At 68.2% G+C, this 16,633-nt stretch carries 17 protein-coding genes; 5 read left to right on the top strand and 12 right to left on the bottom strand.

All coding sequences use genetic code 11. The features are described from left to right. Window positions 1–118: 118 nt before the first annotated feature. From ahcY to LOK44_RS19095, 6 genes are all read right to left on the bottom strand, one after another. On the bottom strand, window positions 119–1,585 hold the full coding sequence (gene ahcY / locus LOK44_RS19120) for an adenosylhomocysteinase (RefSeq protein WP_237571690.1): 1,467 nt from the start codon (window positions 1,583–1,585) through the stop codon (window positions 119–121). A 120-nt stretch (window positions 1,586–1,705) separates the two neighbouring features. After that, window positions 1,706–2,338, bottom strand: a complete 633-nt coding sequence (gene alkX, locus LOK44_RS19115; RefSeq protein ID WP_163918655.1) for a TetR family transcriptional regulator AlkX — start codon at window positions 2,336–2,338, stop codon at window positions 1,706–1,708. Between the two features lie 55 nt (window positions 2,339–2,393). Further along, window positions 2,394–2,573, bottom strand: a complete 180-nt coding sequence (locus LOK44_RS19110; RefSeq protein WP_237571689.1) for a rubredoxin — start codon at window positions 2,571–2,573, stop codon at window positions 2,394–2,396. 1 nt (window position 2,574) lies between these two features. Continuing rightward, a complete protein-coding gene (locus LOK44_RS19105) occupies window positions 2,575–2,748 on the bottom strand; it encodes a rubredoxin (protein ID WP_237571688.1) in 174 nt (57 codons plus the stop codon). Beyond that, window positions 2,745–3,968 carry an alkane 1-monooxygenase gene (locus LOK44_RS19100; RefSeq protein ID WP_237571687.1) on the bottom strand — a complete coding sequence of 408 codons (1,224 nt, stop codon included), beginning with the start codon at window positions 3,966–3,968 and terminating at the stop codon, window positions 2,745–2,747. Before LOK44_RS19100 ends, LOK44_RS19105 begins: the two co-directional genes overlap by 4 nt. Window positions 3,969–4,175: 207 nt before the next feature. Next, window positions 4,176–5,654 (bottom strand): APC family permease, encoded by a 1,479-nt coding sequence (locus tag LOK44_RS19095; RefSeq protein WP_237571686.1) that lies wholly within the window; start codon window positions 5,652–5,654, stop codon window positions 4,176–4,178. 57 nt (window positions 5,655–5,711) lie between these two features. On the opposite strand from LOK44_RS19095, the gene LOK44_RS19090 reads away from it, so the two are divergent. Further along, window positions 5,712–7,094 carry an FAD-dependent oxidoreductase gene (locus tag LOK44_RS19090; RefSeq protein WP_237571685.1) on the top strand — a complete coding sequence of 461 codons (1,383 nt, stop codon included), beginning with the start codon at window positions 5,712–5,714 and terminating at the stop codon, window positions 7,092–7,094. Here the strand turns inward: LOK44_RS19090 and manA are convergent. The 4 genes from manA to LOK44_RS19070 form a co-directional block, all read right to left on the bottom strand. Then, the gene (gene manA / locus LOK44_RS19085) at window positions 7,091–8,317 is read right to left on the bottom strand and encodes a mannose-6-phosphate isomerase, class I (RefSeq protein ID WP_237571684.1); all 1,227 of its coding nucleotides are present in this window, start codon (window positions 8,315–8,317) and stop codon (window positions 7,091–7,093) included. The genes LOK44_RS19090 and manA overlap by 4 nt on opposite strands. A gap of 4 nt (window positions 8,318–8,321) precedes the next feature. Continuing rightward, the gene (locus tag LOK44_RS19080; protein ID WP_237571683.1) at window positions 8,322–9,407 is read right to left on the bottom strand and encodes a TobH protein; all 1,086 of its coding nucleotides are present in this window, start codon (window positions 9,405–9,407) and stop codon (window positions 8,322–8,324) included. Further along, the gene (locus tag LOK44_RS19075) at window positions 9,404–10,810 is read right to left on the bottom strand and encodes a phosphomannomutase/phosphoglucomutase (protein ID WP_237571682.1); all 1,407 of its coding nucleotides are present in this window, start codon (window positions 10,808–10,810) and stop codon (window positions 9,404–9,406) included. The genes LOK44_RS19080 and LOK44_RS19075 overlap by 4 nt, the downstream gene beginning before the upstream one ends. Before the next feature lie 120 nt (window positions 10,811–10,930). Next, window positions 10,931–11,350 carry a DUF3499 domain-containing protein gene (locus LOK44_RS19070; protein ID WP_237571681.1) on the bottom strand — a complete coding sequence of 140 codons (420 nt, stop codon included), beginning with the start codon at window positions 11,348–11,350 and terminating at the stop codon, window positions 10,931–10,933. Between the two features lie 129 nt (window positions 11,351–11,479). On the opposite strand from LOK44_RS19070, the gene LOK44_RS19065 reads away from it, so the two are divergent. Next, window positions 11,480–11,902 carry a metallopeptidase family protein gene (locus LOK44_RS19065; RefSeq protein WP_237571680.1) on the top strand — a complete coding sequence of 141 codons (423 nt, stop codon included), beginning with the start codon at window positions 11,480–11,482 and terminating at the stop codon, window positions 11,900–11,902. A 34-nt stretch (window positions 11,903–11,936) separates the two neighbouring features. Here LOK44_RS19065 and LOK44_RS19060 read toward each other — a convergent pair whose 3' ends face one another. Continuing rightward, the gene (locus LOK44_RS19060) at window positions 11,937–12,203 is read right to left on the bottom strand and encodes a WhiB family transcriptional regulator (protein WP_237571835.1); all 267 of its coding nucleotides are present in this window, start codon (window positions 12,201–12,203) and stop codon (window positions 11,937–11,939) included. A gap of 423 nt (window positions 12,204–12,626) precedes the next feature. Between LOK44_RS19060 and cofD the strand changes: the two genes are divergently transcribed. From cofD to LOK44_RS19045, 3 genes are read left to right on the top strand one after another with little or no spacing between them, the layout of a single operon-like run. Then, a complete protein-coding gene (gene cofD / locus LOK44_RS19055; RefSeq protein ID WP_237571679.1) occupies window positions 12,627–13,661 on the top strand; it encodes a 2-phospho-L-lactate transferase in 1,035 nt (344 codons plus the stop codon). Continuing rightward, complete coding sequence (locus LOK44_RS19050; RefSeq protein WP_237571678.1) at window positions 13,658–15,010, top strand: coenzyme F420-0:L-glutamate ligase; 1,353 nt, start codon at window positions 13,658–13,660, stop codon at window positions 15,008–15,010. The genes cofD and LOK44_RS19050 overlap by 4 nt, the downstream gene beginning before the upstream one ends. Further along, a complete protein-coding gene (locus tag LOK44_RS19045; protein ID WP_237571677.1) occupies window positions 15,007–15,546 on the top strand; it encodes an NUDIX hydrolase in 540 nt (179 codons plus the stop codon). The genes LOK44_RS19050 and LOK44_RS19045 overlap by 4 nt, the downstream gene beginning before the upstream one ends. Here the strand turns inward: LOK44_RS19045 and manB are convergent. Continuing rightward, window positions 15,543–16,619 carry a mannose-1-phosphate guanylyltransferase ManB gene (gene manB, locus LOK44_RS19040; RefSeq protein ID WP_237571676.1) on the bottom strand — a complete coding sequence of 359 codons (1,077 nt, stop codon included), beginning with the start codon at window positions 16,617–16,619 and terminating at the stop codon, window positions 15,543–15,545. The genes LOK44_RS19045 and manB overlap by 4 nt on opposite strands. Between the last annotated feature and the right edge of the window lie 14 nt (window positions 16,620–16,633).

Raw genomic sequence — 16,633 nt, 5'->3', positions numbered from 1 at the left:
AGGTCGAATCGTCCGCATCCGATGGTCGATCTACCCACCCAACGGGAAAGCCCCCGGCACACGATGTGTGTCAGGGGCTTTCCGTGAGACGGCGCTCGCCAGTGGTACGGCGACACGATCAGTAGCGGTAGTGCTCCGGCTTGTACGGGCCGTCGACGTCGACACCGATGTACTCGGCCTGCTCCTTGGTGAGCTTGGTCAGCGATCCACCGAGCGCCTCGACGTGGATCTTGGCGACCTTCTCGTCGAGGTGCTTGGCGAGGCGGTAGACCTCGTTGTCGTACTCGTCGTTCTTGGTCCACAGCTCGATCTGCGCGATGACCTGGTTCGAGAAGCTGTTGCTCATCACGAACGACGGGTGTCCGGTCGCGTTGCCCAGGTTCAGCAGACGGCCCTCGGACAGCACGATGATCGAGTGGCCATCGGGAAAGATGAACTCGTCGACCTGCGGCTTGATGTTGATGCGACGGATGTCCTTGTCGCGCTCCAGGCGAGCCATCTCGATCTCGTCGTCGAAGTGACCGATGTTGCCCAGGATCGCCTGGTGCTTCATCTTCCGCATGTGGTCGAGGGTGATGATGCCCTGGTTGCCCGTGGCGGTGATGACGATGTCGGCCCAGCCGATGGCCTCTTCGACGGTCTTGACCTCGAAGCCGTCCATCAGCGCCTGCAGGGCGTTGATCGGGTCGATTTCGGTGACCGCGACGCGCGCGCCCTGAGCCTTGAGCGCCTCGGCGCAGCCCTTGCCGACGTCGCCGTAGCCACACACCAGCGCGGCCTTGCCGCCGATGAGGACGTCGGTGCCGCGGTTGATGCCGTCGATCAGCGAGTGGCGGGTGCCGTACTTGTTGTCGAACTTGCTCTTGGTGACCGAGTCGTTGACGTTGATGGCCGGGAAGGCGAGTTCGCCGGCGGCGGCGAACTGGTACAGACGCAGGACACCGGTGGTGGTCTCCTCGGTGACGCCCTTGACCGACTCCGCGACCTTGGTCCACTTGGTGTTGTCGGCCTCGATCGAGCGACGCAGCAGGTTCAGGAACACCTTGTACTCGTCGGAGTGCTCGTCGTCCTCGGGCGGAACGACGCCGGCCTTCTCGAACTCGGCACCGCGCAGCACCAGCATGGTGGCGTCGCCACCGTCGTCGAGGATCATGTTCGCGGGCTCACCCGGCCACGTCAGCATCTGCTCGGCGGCCCACCAGTAATCCTCGAGGCTCTCGCCCTTCCACGCGAAGACGGGAACGCCCTTGGGCTCCTCGACGGTGCCGTGCGGCCCGACGACGGTCGCGGCGGCGGCGTGATCCTGGGTGGAGAAGATGTTGCACGAGGCCCAGCGGACCTCCGCGCCGAGGCTCACCAGGGTCTCGATCAGCACGGCCGTCTGCACGGTCATGTGCAGCGAACCCGACACCCGGGCACCCTTGAGCGGTGCGACGTCGGCGTATTCGCGACGCAGCGCCATCAGCCCGGGCATCTCGTGCTCGGCCAGGCGGATCTCCTTGCGGCCGAATTCGGCCAGCGAGAGGTCGGCCACCTTGTAGTCGATGCCGTTCCGGACGTCGACGGTCAATTCTGATGCAGTCATGTATTCGTCCCTTTTGTTCGTGAGTCGTGCCGTGGGCGCGCGGAAGCGTGCAACGGCAACAGCAAGTCGACACCCTCGGCCTGCGGGCTCGCGGGACAGGCGACTGAAGCGCTCTGCCGGCTAAGGGGTATCTATGACACCGTAGCGTTCGGCGAACGGTGTCATCAATCTGGCCAGGTCACGAGCCACGTCGTGGTTGGCTTCCGGCGGCATCGACACGTAGCTCATGGCCAGCCGGACGATGGCGCGGGCGAGGACGCCGGAGTCCTCCTCGCTGGCACGCACCCAGCTGTGCATGAAGGTCGACGTCAGCCGTTCGGAGCAGCGCGTGATGATCGGCGCACTGTCGGTGGTGATGATCTGCAGCAGGTCCGGCTTGGCGACACCGGTCAGCAGTGAGATGACCAGGGGGTCGGAGGCGGACTCGGCGAAGAACGCACGGAAACCCTCGAGGAACGCGGTGTGGATGTTGCCGACGTTGCCGTCGATCGCGTGGTCGACGGCGTCGACCAGGCGATCGGCCAGGCGCAGGGCGTACCCCTCGGCGAGCCCCTGCCGCGACCCGAACTCGTTGTAGATCGTCTGCCTGCTGATGCCCGCCGCCTTGGCGACGTCGGACAGCGTGATCGACGACCAGTCCCGGGACAGCAGCAGCTCCCGCATGCCATCCAGGATCGAGTCGCGCAGCAGCACCCGGGACGCCTCGGCGTACGGCACCCTCTGGGCCGAACGGCGGTCACGGTCTGCGCTCACACGGGCGACAGTATCGGTTTCGCGCGCCAGGGACGTCGTCACCGCCGGGACGCGTTCACGGCCTGGCGACCTCGATCATCTCGAAGTCGGACTTGGCCGCACCGCAATCCGGGCAGCTCCAGTCGTCGGGGATGTCGTCCCACCGGGTGCCCGGAGCGATGCCGTCCTCCGGCCAGCCCTTCTCCTCGTCGTACTCGAAACCGCACTGCACGCAGACGAACAACTTGTAGTCCATGTCAGCTCACTTCCCTCAGTTCTTCGAAGTCGACCTTCTCGCGGACCGCGCAGTCGGGGCAGGCCCAGTCGTCGGGCACCTGGTCCCAGGACGTGCCGGCCGGAAACCCTTCACGCGGTGCGCCTTTGGCCTCGTCGTAGACGAAGTCGCAACCCGGGCAGCGGTAGGCGCTCACTTGGCCTCCCCGTACTTGGCGAGCACCTTGTCGCGGACCCTCGGGTGGACGTTGACGCGGCTGATGTCGCCGTCGTAGTGCGCCAGCACGCGGTGGTCCATGACCTTGCGCCACAGCGGCGGGAAGTACGTCAGTCCGATCATCGACGCGTAGCCGCTCGGAAGGTTGGGAGCGCCCTCCATGCTGCGCAGCGTCTGATAGCGGCGGGTCGGGTTCGCGTGGTGATCGCTGTGCCGCTGCAGGTGGTAGAGGAACAGGTTGGTCACCAGGTGATCGGAGTTCCAGCTGTGCTGGGGCGCGCAACGCTCGTACCGCCCGCTGGCGGTCTTTTGCCGGAGCAGCCCATAGTGCTCGAGGTAGTTAACGGTCTCCAGCAGCGCGAACCCGAACACCGCGGAGATCACCACGTACGGGATCAGCGCGAGACCGAACACCGCGATGAGTGAGCCGTAGAGCACCACCGACATCGCCCAGGCGTTCAGCACGTCGTTCGACCAGTGCCACGGGCTCTTGTCGAGCCGTCGCAACCGCTGCGCCTCCAGCTCCCACGACGACTTGAGGCTGCCCCACACGCTGCGGGGCAGGAACTCCCAGAACGTCTCGCCGAACCGCGCCGACGCGGGGTCCTCCGGTGTGGCGACCCGGACGTGATGCCCGCGGTTGTGCTCGATGAAGAAGTGCCCGTAGCAGGTCTGGGCCAGCGTGATCTTGGACAACCACCGCTCGAGCGAGTCCTTCTTGTGGCCCAGCTCGTGCGCGGTGTTGATGCCGACGCCGCCCATCATGCCCACCGACAGTGCGAGGCCGATCTTCGCCGGCCAGCTCAGTGAGCCGTCGAACCCGAGCCAGCCAAGGTCCGAGGCCGTGAAGAGGTAGGCGCCGATGACGACGGTGAGGTACTGGAACGGGATGAAGCTGTAGGTGCACCAGCGGTAGTACTTGTCGTTCTCGAGCCGCGCGACCACCTCGTCGGGCGGGTTCTCGCCGTCGGGTCCGAACTTCCGGTCGAGCAGCGGCAGCACGACGTACACCAGGATCGGCCCGATCCAGAACGGGACCTGCGCCGCCGCGTGCCAGCCGAGCTGATTGAGCGCCCAGACGATCGGCAGCATCACCAGCACCGCGGTCGGCACGATGAGCCCCATCAGCCACAGGTAGCGCTTCTTGTCGCGCCACTGGTCCACCGGGACGTTCGCATTCGGATCGATCTGCGTAGTCACAGCTAGTTCACCTCCATGTGAGAGCCATCACTGTCTACGTTGACTATAGGAGCTGATTTGTCTCTTGTCTATACACGCAACCATGTTTTGTAAACCACACTGGGCCCATGACGAAGCCGAGACTGCTGGGAGATCGCGTTTCGGAGGTGAAAGGCGATCTGCCAGCAGTCTCGGCGGTGGGCGGGGGCGGGAGCCCCGGGAAAAGGGTTACTCAGATGAGGCGGCGGCCTCGCGGCGGCCGAGCAGTGAATGCCTGCGGCCGTAGAGCAGGTAGACGACGACGCCGATGACCATCCAGATGCCGAACCGGATCCACGTGAGGCCAGTGAGGTTCAGCATCAGCCAGAGGCAGGCGAGGATCGACACGATCGGCAGCACCGGCACGAACGGGGCACGGAAACCCCGCGGCAGGTCGGGCCGCGTCCGCCGCAGCACGATCACCCCGGCCGAGACCAGGACGAACGCGAACAGCGTGCCGACGTTCACCATCTCCTCGAGGCGTTCGATCGGGAACACCGAGGCGGCGAGCGCGACGACGAGGCCGACGACCACCGTGATCCGCACAGGCGTGCCGTGCGACCCGGTCTTCGCCAACTGACGCGGCAGCAGACCGTCGCGGGACATCGCGAACAGCACCCGGATCTGCCCCAGCAGCAGGACCATCACCACGGTGGTGAGACCCGCGAGGGCACCGATCGAGATGATCGTGGCTGCCCAGTCGACCCCGTTGGCGGTGAAGGCCGTGGCCAGGTTCGCCTGACCGTCGGGGCCGGTCGTCAGATCCGTGTAGGGCACCATGCCCGACAGCACGACCGACACCGCGACGTAGAGGAACGTGACGATCGCCAGCGAGTACAGGATGCCGCGCGGCACGTCGCGCTGCGGGTTCTTGGTCTCCTCCGCGGTGGTGGCGACGATGTCGAAGCCGATGAAGGCGAAGAACACGATCGACGCACCCGCCAGCAGGCCGTACCAGCCGTAGGTGCTGCCCTCGGCGCCAGTGATCAGCGAGAATACCGACTGGTCGATGCCCGATCCGGTATCGGCGTCGGACTCCGCAGGCGGGATGAACGGGCTGAAGTTGGCCGCCTTCACGTAGAACGCGCCGACGATCACCACGAGCAGCACCACCGTCACCTTGATCGCGGTGACGACGGCGCTGAAGTTCGACGAGAGCTTCGTGCCCCGCGCCAGCAGCAGACAGAGCACGCCGATGATGATCAGTGCGCCCCAGTCCAACGTGACGGGGCCCAGATCGACCGTGCCACCCGAGAAGCCGAAGACCGTGCCGAGATAGGACGACCACCCCTTCGCCACCACGGCTGCGGCGACCGCGAACTCCAGGATCAGGTCCCAGCCGATGATCCAGGCCGTGAACTCACCGAAGGTGGCATAGGAAAACGTGTAGGCGCTGCCTGCCACCGGCACGGTCGAGGCGAACTCGGCGTAGCAGAGCGCCGCCAGCCCGCAGGTGATGGCGGCGATGACGAACGAGATCGAGATCGCTGGGCCGGTGAGATCGCCCGCCGTCGATGCGGTGATCGTGAAGATGCCCGCCCCGATGACGACCGACACCCCGAAAACCGTGAGGTCACGCCACGTGAGGTCCTTTCGTAGACGGGTGTCCGGCTCGTCGGTGTCGGCAATCGACTGCTCGACCGACTTGATGCGCCACCGATCCGTCATATTCAGAGCCCCTCCATGGTTCGTGTGACGGGGACCATACCCAGTACCGTCGAGCCCATGGGCAAACAGGCGATTGTGATCGGTGCGAGCCTCGCGGGACTGTGCGCGGCTCGAGTGCTGTCAGACAGCTACGAGCGGGTGACCATCTACGAACGCGACGAATTGCCCGACGGCCCGGCCAACCGCACCGCGGTGCCGCAGGGCCGCCACGTCCACCTGCTGATGGCACGCGGGGCCGCCGAGTTCGAGGATCTGTTCCCGGGTTTGCTCGACGACATGGTCGCCGCGGGCGTGCCGATGCTGGAGAACCGGCCCGACTGCATCCACTTCGGCGCTGCAGGCCACGTGCTCGGTACGAAGACGACGCTGAAGCGCGAGTTCACCGCGTACGTGCCGAGCCGGCCGCACCTGGAGTGGCAGATCCGCAAGCGCGCGTTGGCGATACCGAACGTCGAGCTGGTCAAGACCAGCGTCGCCGAACCTCGGTACGACGCGGCGCGGGAGCGCGTGACCGGTGTACTGCTGCAGGCCGGCGACGAGTCCAGCGCGGTACCCGCCGATCTCGTGGTCGACGCGACGGGCCGCGGCACCCGGCTGCCGGTCTGGTTGGACCAGTGGGGATTCGGCCGTCCGACCGAGGACACCGTCGACGTCGGCATCGACTACGCGACCCACCAGGTGCACATACCCGAAGGCGTCATCAAGGAGAAGGTCGTGGTGGCCGGGGCGTCGCACGATCATCCCGTCGGCCTCGGCATGCTCCTCTACGAGGACGGCAACTGGAGCGTGACGACGTTCGGCACCGGCAAGGTCCCGCCGCCGCAGAATCTGGCCGAGATCTACGAACTCGCCGACACCCTGCTGCCGCCGCACATCAGCGCGGCGTTGCGCAGCGGGGAGCCGATCGGCGAGATGGCCTTCCACAAGTACCCGACCAGCCGGTGGCGGCGCTACGACAAGATGGACCGCTTCCCGGCGGGCATCATCCCGTTCGGCGACGCCGTGGTGAGCTTCAATCCGACGTACGGCCAGGGCATGACGATGACGTCGATCCAGGCGCGCAATCTGCGGGCGGTGCTGGAGTCCGGCGAGCAGGACATGGCGGCGAGGCTGTTCCGGGCGACGAAGAAGACGACGTGGCCGGTGTGGACGATGAACGCCGTCGGCGACCTCGCGCTGCACAACGCCACCGCCGAGCACGTGCCCTGGTGGTACGTCAGGGTGGGCAAGCTGTTCGACCAGTTCCTCGGTGCGGCCGAGACGGAGGCCGATCTGGCCGAGTGGTTCCTGCGTCGCTTCAGCCTGCTGGACAGCCTCTACATGGTTCCGGATGCCCGCACGCTCGGCCGCACGATCCGGCACAACATGGGCCTGTTGATCGCCGAGAAGCGCCGGTCCCTGCGGTCGGCGCCGCAGCGGGACCGGGTGTCGGCGTCCTAGATCCCGACGGTCGCGCGGAACAGCTTGCTCGGCCGCTCGGCGACCAGCCGGATGGGGCCGTCGTCGGCGGGGACCCACGCCGACGCGCCGCGCTCGAGGGTCAAGGTGTTCGACTTCGCGTGCACGGCAACCGATCCCTCTGTGCACAGCAGCACCTGCGGCCCGTCGTGGCGCGCAGGCGCGTCGACTTCGTGGCCCAGGTGCTCACCGTCGAGTGACAGCACCGACACCGCGAATTCCGGTGCGGGAGTCTCGTAGACCAGTTCGAGCCCGTCGCCGACGACCCGGGGCTCGATGACCACCTCCGCGTTCGGCGTGAAGTCGAGCACGCGCAGGAGTTCGGGGACGTCGACGTGCTTGGGCGTCAGCCCACCGCGAAGGACGTTGTCGGAGTTGGCCATCACCTCGAAGCCCATGCCGTGCAGATATGCGTGCAGGTTGCCCGCCGGCAGGAAGATGCCCTGGCCCTCGTCGAGGCTGATGCGGTTGAGCAGCATCGCCGCGAGCACCCCGGCGTCACCGGGGTAGCGCTCGCCGAGTTCGAGCAGTGTCTTCGCCTCGGCGGCGAACGTCGTCTGCCCCGAGCGGATGTAGTTCACCGCGCCGTCGAGGACCGTCGGCACCAGCACGTCGAGCTGGGGCTGCGGCGCAGTGATCCACGTGGTGAACAGCGCGCGCAGTCCGTCTGCGTCGGACTGGCCCGACAGCAGACCGATGTACGGGTCGAGTGCGGGGACGTCCAACGCCTGCATGAGTTCGACGCTGCCCGCCGCGGGCCGGAACCCCGCCAGCGCCTCGAACGGGCCGAGCGCGACGATCAGTTCGGGTTTGTGGCTGCGGTCGCGGTAGTTGCGGGCCGGCCCGTTGATGGGGATCCCGAGCCGGTCCTCCCTTGCGTAGCCCTCGGCGGCCTGCGCGGCGCTCGGGTGCGCCTGCAGCGACAGCGGCTCGTCGGCGGCGAGCACCTTGGCGAGGAACGGCAGCGCATCGCCGAAGCGGTTGCGCGTCGCGGCGCCCAGCTGCCCTTCGGCATCGCTCGAGATGACGTCGAGCAGTGAGGTCTCGCCGTCGTCGGACATCAACCGGGCGGGGTCACCGGGGTGCGCGCCAAGCCACAGCTCGGCCTCGGGATGCGGTGTGGGACTTGGCCTTCCGGTGAACTCCGCGATCGCCGTGCGCGAACCCCAGGCGTAGGTCCGCAATGCGCCCTTGAGAAGGTTCATGCGTCTAACCCCGAACCAATCGCAGATAGACGGCCGCCATCTCGAGCCGTACCGCCAACATCGCCAACTGCTGCTCGAGCCGACCACTTGGCGGAGGCGCCGCGGTGTCCCCCACGTCGCCTGCGCTTGTGGTGGTGACGTCGTCGTATCCGCTGAGCCGCGACAGCGTGGTCGGCCGGTCCTGATCGGCGGTCAGCACGATGGCGCGGACGCGCGATGGCAGCGGGCCGTCGAGTTCCTCGTCGTGGAAGATCGACGTCTCGAAGTCACTGGTCTGCCGGTTGAGCCCACCGCGCAGGGACACGAGCACGTCGGCCAACCCGACCGACGTCACCGGGCGAAGACCTACGCGCAGCAGCACGGCGCTCACGTGCCGGGCCAGCGCCAGCATCGGCGCGCCCTCGCCTGCCACGACGACGGTCGCGTCCGACATCCGGTCGGCGAGCGCCTTGGCGGGGTTGGTGAAGACGTCCCGGCCCGCGCTGTTGCGCAGTGCCTCGGCGTCGAGTTCGTCGGCCAGGGCCGCCACGTCGACCTGCATGCCGGGGTCCACGACGTGCAGCAGGAGCAGGCCCGCCGCGAGGTACCGGGCGAGGCTGAAGTCGTCGGGCACGGGCAGGCGCGGGCCGAGCAGCACCGCACGGCCTGCGGCGGCATCGCGCAGCGGTCCCTCCTCCGGCGCGACCACCAGCACGCGTGCGCCGCGGCGGACGCCCGTGGCGACCGCGGTCACCAGCGCGGGATCGGCGGCGTCGTCGCCCGCCACGACCAAGACGTCGAGGGCACCCACCCACGGGGGCACCTCCGACGCGGTGACGATCGGCGCGACCGTGGAGGCGCCGAGAGCGGCGACCAGCAGTGCGCCCGCTGCGGCTGCGGTACCGCTGCCTGCCACCCAGATCACGGTGCGCGGTGGATGGTCCGAGCGCATCGGTTCGAATACGCCTTCATCGAATGCGGCTGCGGTGGACCGCATCTGAGCCCCGGCCATCGATGCGGCACGGAGCAGTCCGTCGCGGTCGGCGTCGAGCAGACCTTCGACGTCGTCGAGGTCGATGGTCGCGGCGCCGGCGCGCGGTTCAGCGCTCATGGGACGGGCTCGCCGCTTCCCGAGGTGGCGAGTATCCGGGTGCCGACGTGGCCGACGATCTCGTCGACCTCGGCGGCCGTGCGGGCCTCCACGTTGAGCCGCAACAGGGGTTCGGTGTTGGAGGTGCGCAGGTTGAACCAGCGCCCGTCGCCCAGGTCGACGGTGACACCGTCGAGGTGGTCGATCGAGTGGATGTGCCCCTCGTACGACTTGAGCACCGCGTCGACGCACGCGGCCGCGTCGGACACCGTGTAGTTGATCTCGCCGGACGCCTCGTAGCGCTGGTAGTCGGCCATGATCGCCGACAGCGGCCGCTCCTGCTCGCCGAGCGCGGCCAGGACGTGCAGCGCCGCCAGCATGCCGGAGTCTGCACCCCAGAAGTCGCGGAAGTAGTAGTGCGCGGAGTGCTCGCCGCCGAAGATGGCGCCGGTCTCGGCCATCAGCCCCTTGATGTAGGAGTGGCCGACGCGCGAGCGCACGGCGGTGCCGCCGCGTTCGACGATCAGCTCGGGCACCGCGCGCGATGTGATCAGGTTGTGGATGACGGTGGCGCCGATCTCGCGGCCGAGTTCGCGACCGGCCACCAGGGCGGTCACCGCGGACGGTGACACGGGCATGCCGCGTTCGTCGACGACGAAGCAGCGGTCGGCGTCGCCGTCGAACGCCAGGCCGATGTCGGCGCCGGTGTCGAGGACGTGCTTCTGCAGATCGACGAGGTTGGCCGGGTCGAGCGGGTTGGCCTCGTGGTTGGGGAAGGTGCCGTCGAGTTCGAAGTACAGCGGCAGGAGCGTGATGCCGCTGATCGCACCGAGCACGGCGGGCGAAGTGTGCCCGCCCATGCCGTTGCCCGCGTCGACGGCGACGCGCAGCGGCCTGCTGGCGCGCAGGTCGACCAGTGACCGCAGGAAGTCACCGTACTCGGCCAGGACGTCGCGATCCTCGATCGAACCGGTCGCTCCACCGCCCTCGGGCACCCCGCCGATGACCTCGTCGCTGATGGTCGTCAGGCCGGTGTCCTTGCCGACCGGCTTCGCGCCGGCGCGACACAGCTTGATGCCGTTGTAGGCGGCGGGATTGTGGCTCGCAGTGAACATCGCGCCGGGGCAGTCGAGCAGGCCGGAGGCGAAGTACAGCTGGTCGGTCGAGGCGAGGCCGATCCGGACGACGTCGAGCCCCTGGGCCACCACCCCGTCGGCGAACGCCGCGGCCAGCGACGGCGAACTCTCCCGCATGTCGTAGCCGATGACGACCTGGCTGGCTCCGGGTGTCTGCTCGTCGCGCATCAGGCGGGCGAAGGCGCCGCCGACGTCGCGCACGAAGTCCTCGTCGATTTGCTCACCGACTAGCCCGCGTACGTCATACGCCTTGATGACTCGTTGGACAGCGGCAGCGGGCCGAGACATAGAACTCCTAGATCCCATCAACGGTCACCGCATCCCCTCGCAGAATGCTCGTGACTCCAGCCTATCGGCTCGCGATTTCTCGCGTCGCCGCTCACACCGGTCCGTCAGCCATCCGTTCGCTCAGTCCGAGGGATCGGGCAGGACCCGCAGATGTCCCCGTCGGCGGCCGTTCGGCTCGACGCGACGAGCAGCGGGCGCCATCAGCGCTCCACCCTGGATCCCCGTGGTCGGGTCGGAGAAGCCTGCGACCGCACCACTCGATGGCATGACGCCGTCGCGGGCCTCACGCACGGCGTCGGCCAAGGCGACGAGATCATCGTCGTCGGTGTGCGACGGCAGCGGCCCGGCGTGGCGGACCAGCTCCCATCCACGCGGCGCCGTGATGCGCCCGGCGTGCAGGACGCACAGATCCCAGGAATGCGGTTCCGACACGGTGGCCAAGGGTCCTACGACCGCGGTCGAGTCCTTGTAGACGAAGGTCAGCGTCGCCACGGCGTAGTGCGGGCACCCAGGCCGGCAGCAGCGACGAGGAACGTTCACGGAGCAGAGGCTATCGCGCGGCACCGTCACCCGGTGACGGACACGCGCGTCGGACGACCGCCGATCCCGAACCGTTACGATCTACCGATGCCCGCACAGCGTCGATGGGGCTCGCGCCGAGGACGGGGGATGCGAGGACCACTGCTGCCCAGCACCGTCCCCGGTTGGCGCAGCAGGGCGGAGCGCTTCGACATGGCGGTGCTCGAGGCCTATGAGCCGATCGAGCGACAGTGGCAGGAAAGGGTGTCGGCCCTCGACGTCGCGGTGGACGAGATTCCGCGGATAGCCCCCAAGGACCCGGAGAGCGTGCAGTGGCCGCCCGAGGTGATCGCCGACGGTCCGATAGCGCTGGCCAGGCTGATCCCGGCGGGAGTAGATGTTCGGGGCAATTCGACACGAGCCCGAATCGTGTTGTTCCGCAAGCCGATCGAGCGTCGGGTCAAGGACGCCGACGAACTGGCCGATCTCTTGCACGAGATCTTGGTGGCCCAGGTGGCCACCTTCTTGGGCGTTGAGCCCAACGTCATCGATCCGACGATCGACGACGACTGAGCGCGGGGCTCAGGTAGGTCGCGCGAAGGGTCTGTCAGATGATGCCGCGCTTGAGGCGACGGCGTTCCCGCTCGGACAGCCCACCCCAGATGCCGAACCGCTCATCGTTGGCCAGCGCGTACTCGAGGCACCGGTCGCGGACCTCGCAGCCCTGGCAGATGCGCTTCGCCTCGCGGGTCGAGCCACCCTTCTCGGGGAAGAACGCCTCGGGGTCGGTCTGAGCGCACAAGCCGCGCTCCTGCCACTGATCGTCGTCCTCGTCGTCCGACTCCACGTCGAACCGCTCGTGCAACGGCACCAAGCTCAGCTGTGGCCGCGCTGGCGCGGCGAACTGGGCTGGCCCCGTGTCGGTGTGCGGCACGTTGCCTACTGAGCCGAGCATCCGTCCATCGAACTGTACGACGCCGTCGAAATCGACACGCTCATAAGACATATTCCGCCTCCTCACTTGTCTCGTAGATCGCTCACTGGAGCCCCACCCCTGCAAGTGGCGCCAACTCAATTCGAACAAGTGATCGAATCTCGGTCTGCGACACCGGAACCGGAGGGCCAACCGCGAAATGACACTGATGTGATTAGACACGGGTTAGCTGCACCGGTCAAGCGGTAGAGCAGGATTTCATATCATCCCGTGATCAAAACGCGGCGCGTCGGACATCCGGCGTGTCGGTCACACCCACCCGCGAGCGACACCATCGCACGCCAAAGCCTAGTGTCGATCGGTGTGAAGGTGACGGTTCTGGTCGGTGGAGTGGGTGGTGCCCGCTTCCTCCTTGGAGTGCAGCGGTTGCTGGGGCTTGGTCAGTTCAGCGCTACGCCCCCGGCCCCTTTGCCAGGCGAGCACGAATTGACCGCGGTGGTGAACGTAGGGGACGACGCGTGGATGCACGGCGTGCGCATCTGTCCCGACCTCGACACCTGCATGTACACCTTAGGTGGAGGTATAGATCCCGAGCGCGGGTGGGGACACCGCAACGAAACCTGGCATGCCAAGGAGGAACTCGCGGCCTACGGCGTGCAGCCCGACTGGTTCGGCCTCGGTGACCGAGACCTGGCGACCCACCTCGTGCGCAGCCAGATGCTACGGGCCGGCTATCCCCTGTCCCAGGTGACCCAAGCACTGTGCGACCGGTGGCAGCCCGGGGCCCGGCTGTTGCCAGCGAGTGACGACCGGAGCGAAACGCACGTCGTCGTAACGGATCCCAGCCAGGGCGCGCAAAGCGACGGGGAGAACAACCCAGACGTGGATGGAGGCCGGCGAGCGATCCACTTCCAGGAGTGGTGGGTCCGCTACCGCGCCAAGATCCCCACCCACGGTTTCGCGTTCGTCGGCGCCGAGAAGGCCACCGCGGGTCCCGGGGTGACCGAGGCGATCACTGGGGCCGACGTCGTGCTCGTCGCGCCGTCGAACCCCGTCGTCAGCATCGGCGCCATCCTCGCCGTGCCGGGCGTGCGGGCCGCGTTGCGTTCGACACCGGCCCCGGTGATCGGCTACTCCCCCATCGTCGCCGGACGGGCACTGCGCGGCATGGCCGACGAATGCCTGTCGGTGATCGGCGTCGAGACCTCCTCCGAGGCGGTCGGTGCGCACTACGGCGCGCGCAGCGGCGTCGGCATCCTCGACGGCTGGCTGATCGACGAAGACGACGAAGCGACGGTCGAGGGCCTCGAGGTCCGTTCCATACCCCTGCTGATGTCCGATCCACCGACCACCGCCGAGATGGTGCGCAGCGGACTTCAGTTGGCGGGCCTGGCGTGAGCGTCGACCACGGTTCGGCGGGGGCGGTCGAGATCCTGCCAGTGCCCGCCCTGCCCGAATTCCGGCCCGGTGACGACGTCGCCGCCGCCATCGCCGGTGCGGCGCCATGGCTGCGCGATGACGACGTCGTCGTAGTCACCAGCAAGGTGCTGTCCAAGAGCGAGGGACGCATCGTCTCCGCCCCGACCGACCCGGACGAACGAGATGCCCTGCGTCGTCGCCTGATCGACGACGAGGCCGTCCGCGTACTCGCCCGCAAGGGCCGGACCCTCATCACCGAGAACGCCATCGGGCTCGTCCAGGCCGCCGCCGGCGTCGACGGATCCAACGTCGACTCCGCCGAACTCGCCCTGCTGCCCGTCGACCCCGACGGCAGCGCCTCGGCGCTGCGCGACCGCCTGCGCGAACTGCTCGGCGTCACGGTGGCCGTCGTCGTGACCGACACGATGGGCCGCGCCTGGCGCAACGGCCAGACCGACGTGGCGATCGGAGCCGCGGGCCTCGCCGTGCTGCACGGCTATGCCGGCGCCCAGGACGGCCACGGCAACGAGCTGATCGTCACCGAGGTGGCCGTCGCCGACGAGATCGCCGCTGCCGCAGATCTGGTGAAGGGCAAGCTGACCGCCATCCCCGTCGCCGTGGTGCGCGGCCTGTCCCCACGCGACGACGGCTCGAACGGACACTCGCTGGTTCGCGCAGGCGAGGAAGACCTGTTCTGGCTAGGGGCCGCCGAGGCGATCGAACTCGGCCGCACCCAGGCCCAGTTGCTCCGCAGGTCGATTCGAGACTTCGCTTCGGACCCGGTCGATCCGGCCGTGATCGAGGCAGCGGTCGGCGAGGCACTGACGGCCCCCGCACCACACCACACCCGTCCCGTGCGGTTCGTGTGGGTGCGCGACCGGGATCGCCGAACCCGGCTGCTCGACGCGATGGCCGACAGGTGGCGCGCTGACCTGCTCGGTGACGGCAGGCCCTCCGACGCCGTCGAGCGCCGCGTCGCGCGCGGCCGGATCCTCTACGACGCGCCCGAATTGATCATCCCGTTCATGGTCCCCGACGGCGCCCACGAATATCCCGACGCCGAGCGGACCGCCGCGGAACACACCATGTTCACCGTCGCGGTCGGCGCCGCCGTGCAGGCGCTGCTGGTCGCGCTCGCGGTCCGCGACGTGGGCAGCTGCTGGATCGGGTCGACCATCTTCGCCCCCGACCTCGTCCGGAGCCAGCTCGAACTGCCCGCCGACTGGGAACCACTTGGCGCCATCGCCATTGGCCACGCCGCGGAGGGCTCGGTGCCCGACGGCCCGCGTCCGCCGGTACCGACCACCGACCTGCTCGTCGAACTGTGAGCCCGCACGCCTCCGTCGTCGAGACCCTGAGCACGTGGCGCCCAATCGATCCCGCGCAGGACTCGGTGCGCAACGCGGTGCTGGCGTTCGTGCTCGCCCGGCCGGATGCGTGCTCGAGGTCCTGCGAGCCGGGCCACGTCACCGCGTCGACGTTGTTGCTCGACCACACCGGCATGCAGGCGCTGCTGACGCTGCATCCACGGATAGGCCGTTGGGTTCAGCTCGGCGGCCACTGCGAGGACACCGATACCGACATCGCGTCGGCCGCGCTGCGGGAGGCCACCGAGGAATCGGGCATCGAGGGGGTCGTGGTCGAACCCGTCCCCGCTGCAATCCACGTGCACGCGCTGACGTGCTCGCTGGGCGTCGCCACCCGTCACCTCGACGTCCAGTTCGTGGCGCACGCCCCGCCGGGCGTCGAGATCACCCGCAGCGACGAATCGCTCGACCTGAGATGGTGGCCGCTCGACGGTCTTCCCGACGACGCCGACTTCGGCCTGCGCCAACTCGCCGCGGCCGCCGCGGCTCGCGTCTAGACGTCGGTGGAGTAGCGGATCCCGCCGTCGGGAATCGTGATTCCCGGCCACACCCTGGCGCCGCGCAGCAGTTCGCAGCGAGCGCCGATGTTCGCGCCGTCACCGATGACGCCGTCGCGGATCAGCGCCCTCGGGCCGATGCGAGCGCCGAACCCGATGATGGACCGCTCGATCACCGCGCCTGCCTCGATGCGCGCCCCGTCGAAGATGACGGCGCCGTCGAGCCGTGCGCCGGCGCCGATCTCGGCACCACGGCCGACGACCGTGCCACCGATCAGCAGCGCGCCAGGTGCCACGGCCGCGCCCTCGTGCACCAGTTCCTCGCCGCGGTGGCCCTTGAGCGCGGGCGACGGCGCGATGCCGCGGACCAGGTCGGCCGAGCCACGCACGAAGTCGTCGGGCGTGCCCATGTCACGCCAGTAGGTGGCGTCGACGTAGCCGCACACCTTGAGACCGTCGGACAGCAGCGCCGGGAACACCTCGCGTTCCACCGATACGGCGCGATCGGTGGGAATGCGGTCGATCACCTCGCGCTGGAACACGTAGCAGCCCGCGTTGATCTGATCGGTCGGCGGGTCTTGGGTCTTCTCCAGGAATGCGGTGACGACACCCTCGGAATTCGTTGGCACGCAACCGAATGCACGCGGATCACCGACGCGGACCAGGTGCAGGGTCACGTCGGCCTGACGCTCGTGATGGCTGGCCAGCAGCGCCTTGAGGTCGGCGCCGGACAGGACGTCGCCGTTGAACACCAGCGACGTGCCGTAGCGCAGCTTGGGCGCCACGTTGGCGATGCCGCCACCCGTTCCGCGCGCCTCCTCCTCGAACACGTACTCGATGTCGAGTCCCAGCGCCGAACCGTCGCCGAACTCCTTCTCGAACACGTCCGCCTTGTAGGAGGTTCCGAGCACGACGTGCTTGATGCCCGCGTCCGCGATGCGGCTGAGCAGATGGGTGAGGAACGGTAGCCCCGCCGTCGGGAGCATGGGCTTGGGCGCCGACAGCGTCAGCGGCCGCAATCGGGTGCCCTGTCCCCCGACCAGGATGACGGCGTCCGTGTGCGCTGGATCCACCGGAGTTCCCACGA

This window comes from Mycolicibacterium lacusdiani (assembly GCF_021916785.1).
Lineage (GTDB): Bacteria > Actinomycetota > Actinomycetes > Mycobacteriales > Mycobacteriaceae > Mycobacterium > Mycobacterium lacusdiani.
This window is presented reverse-complemented; position numbering and strand designations above follow the sequence as displayed.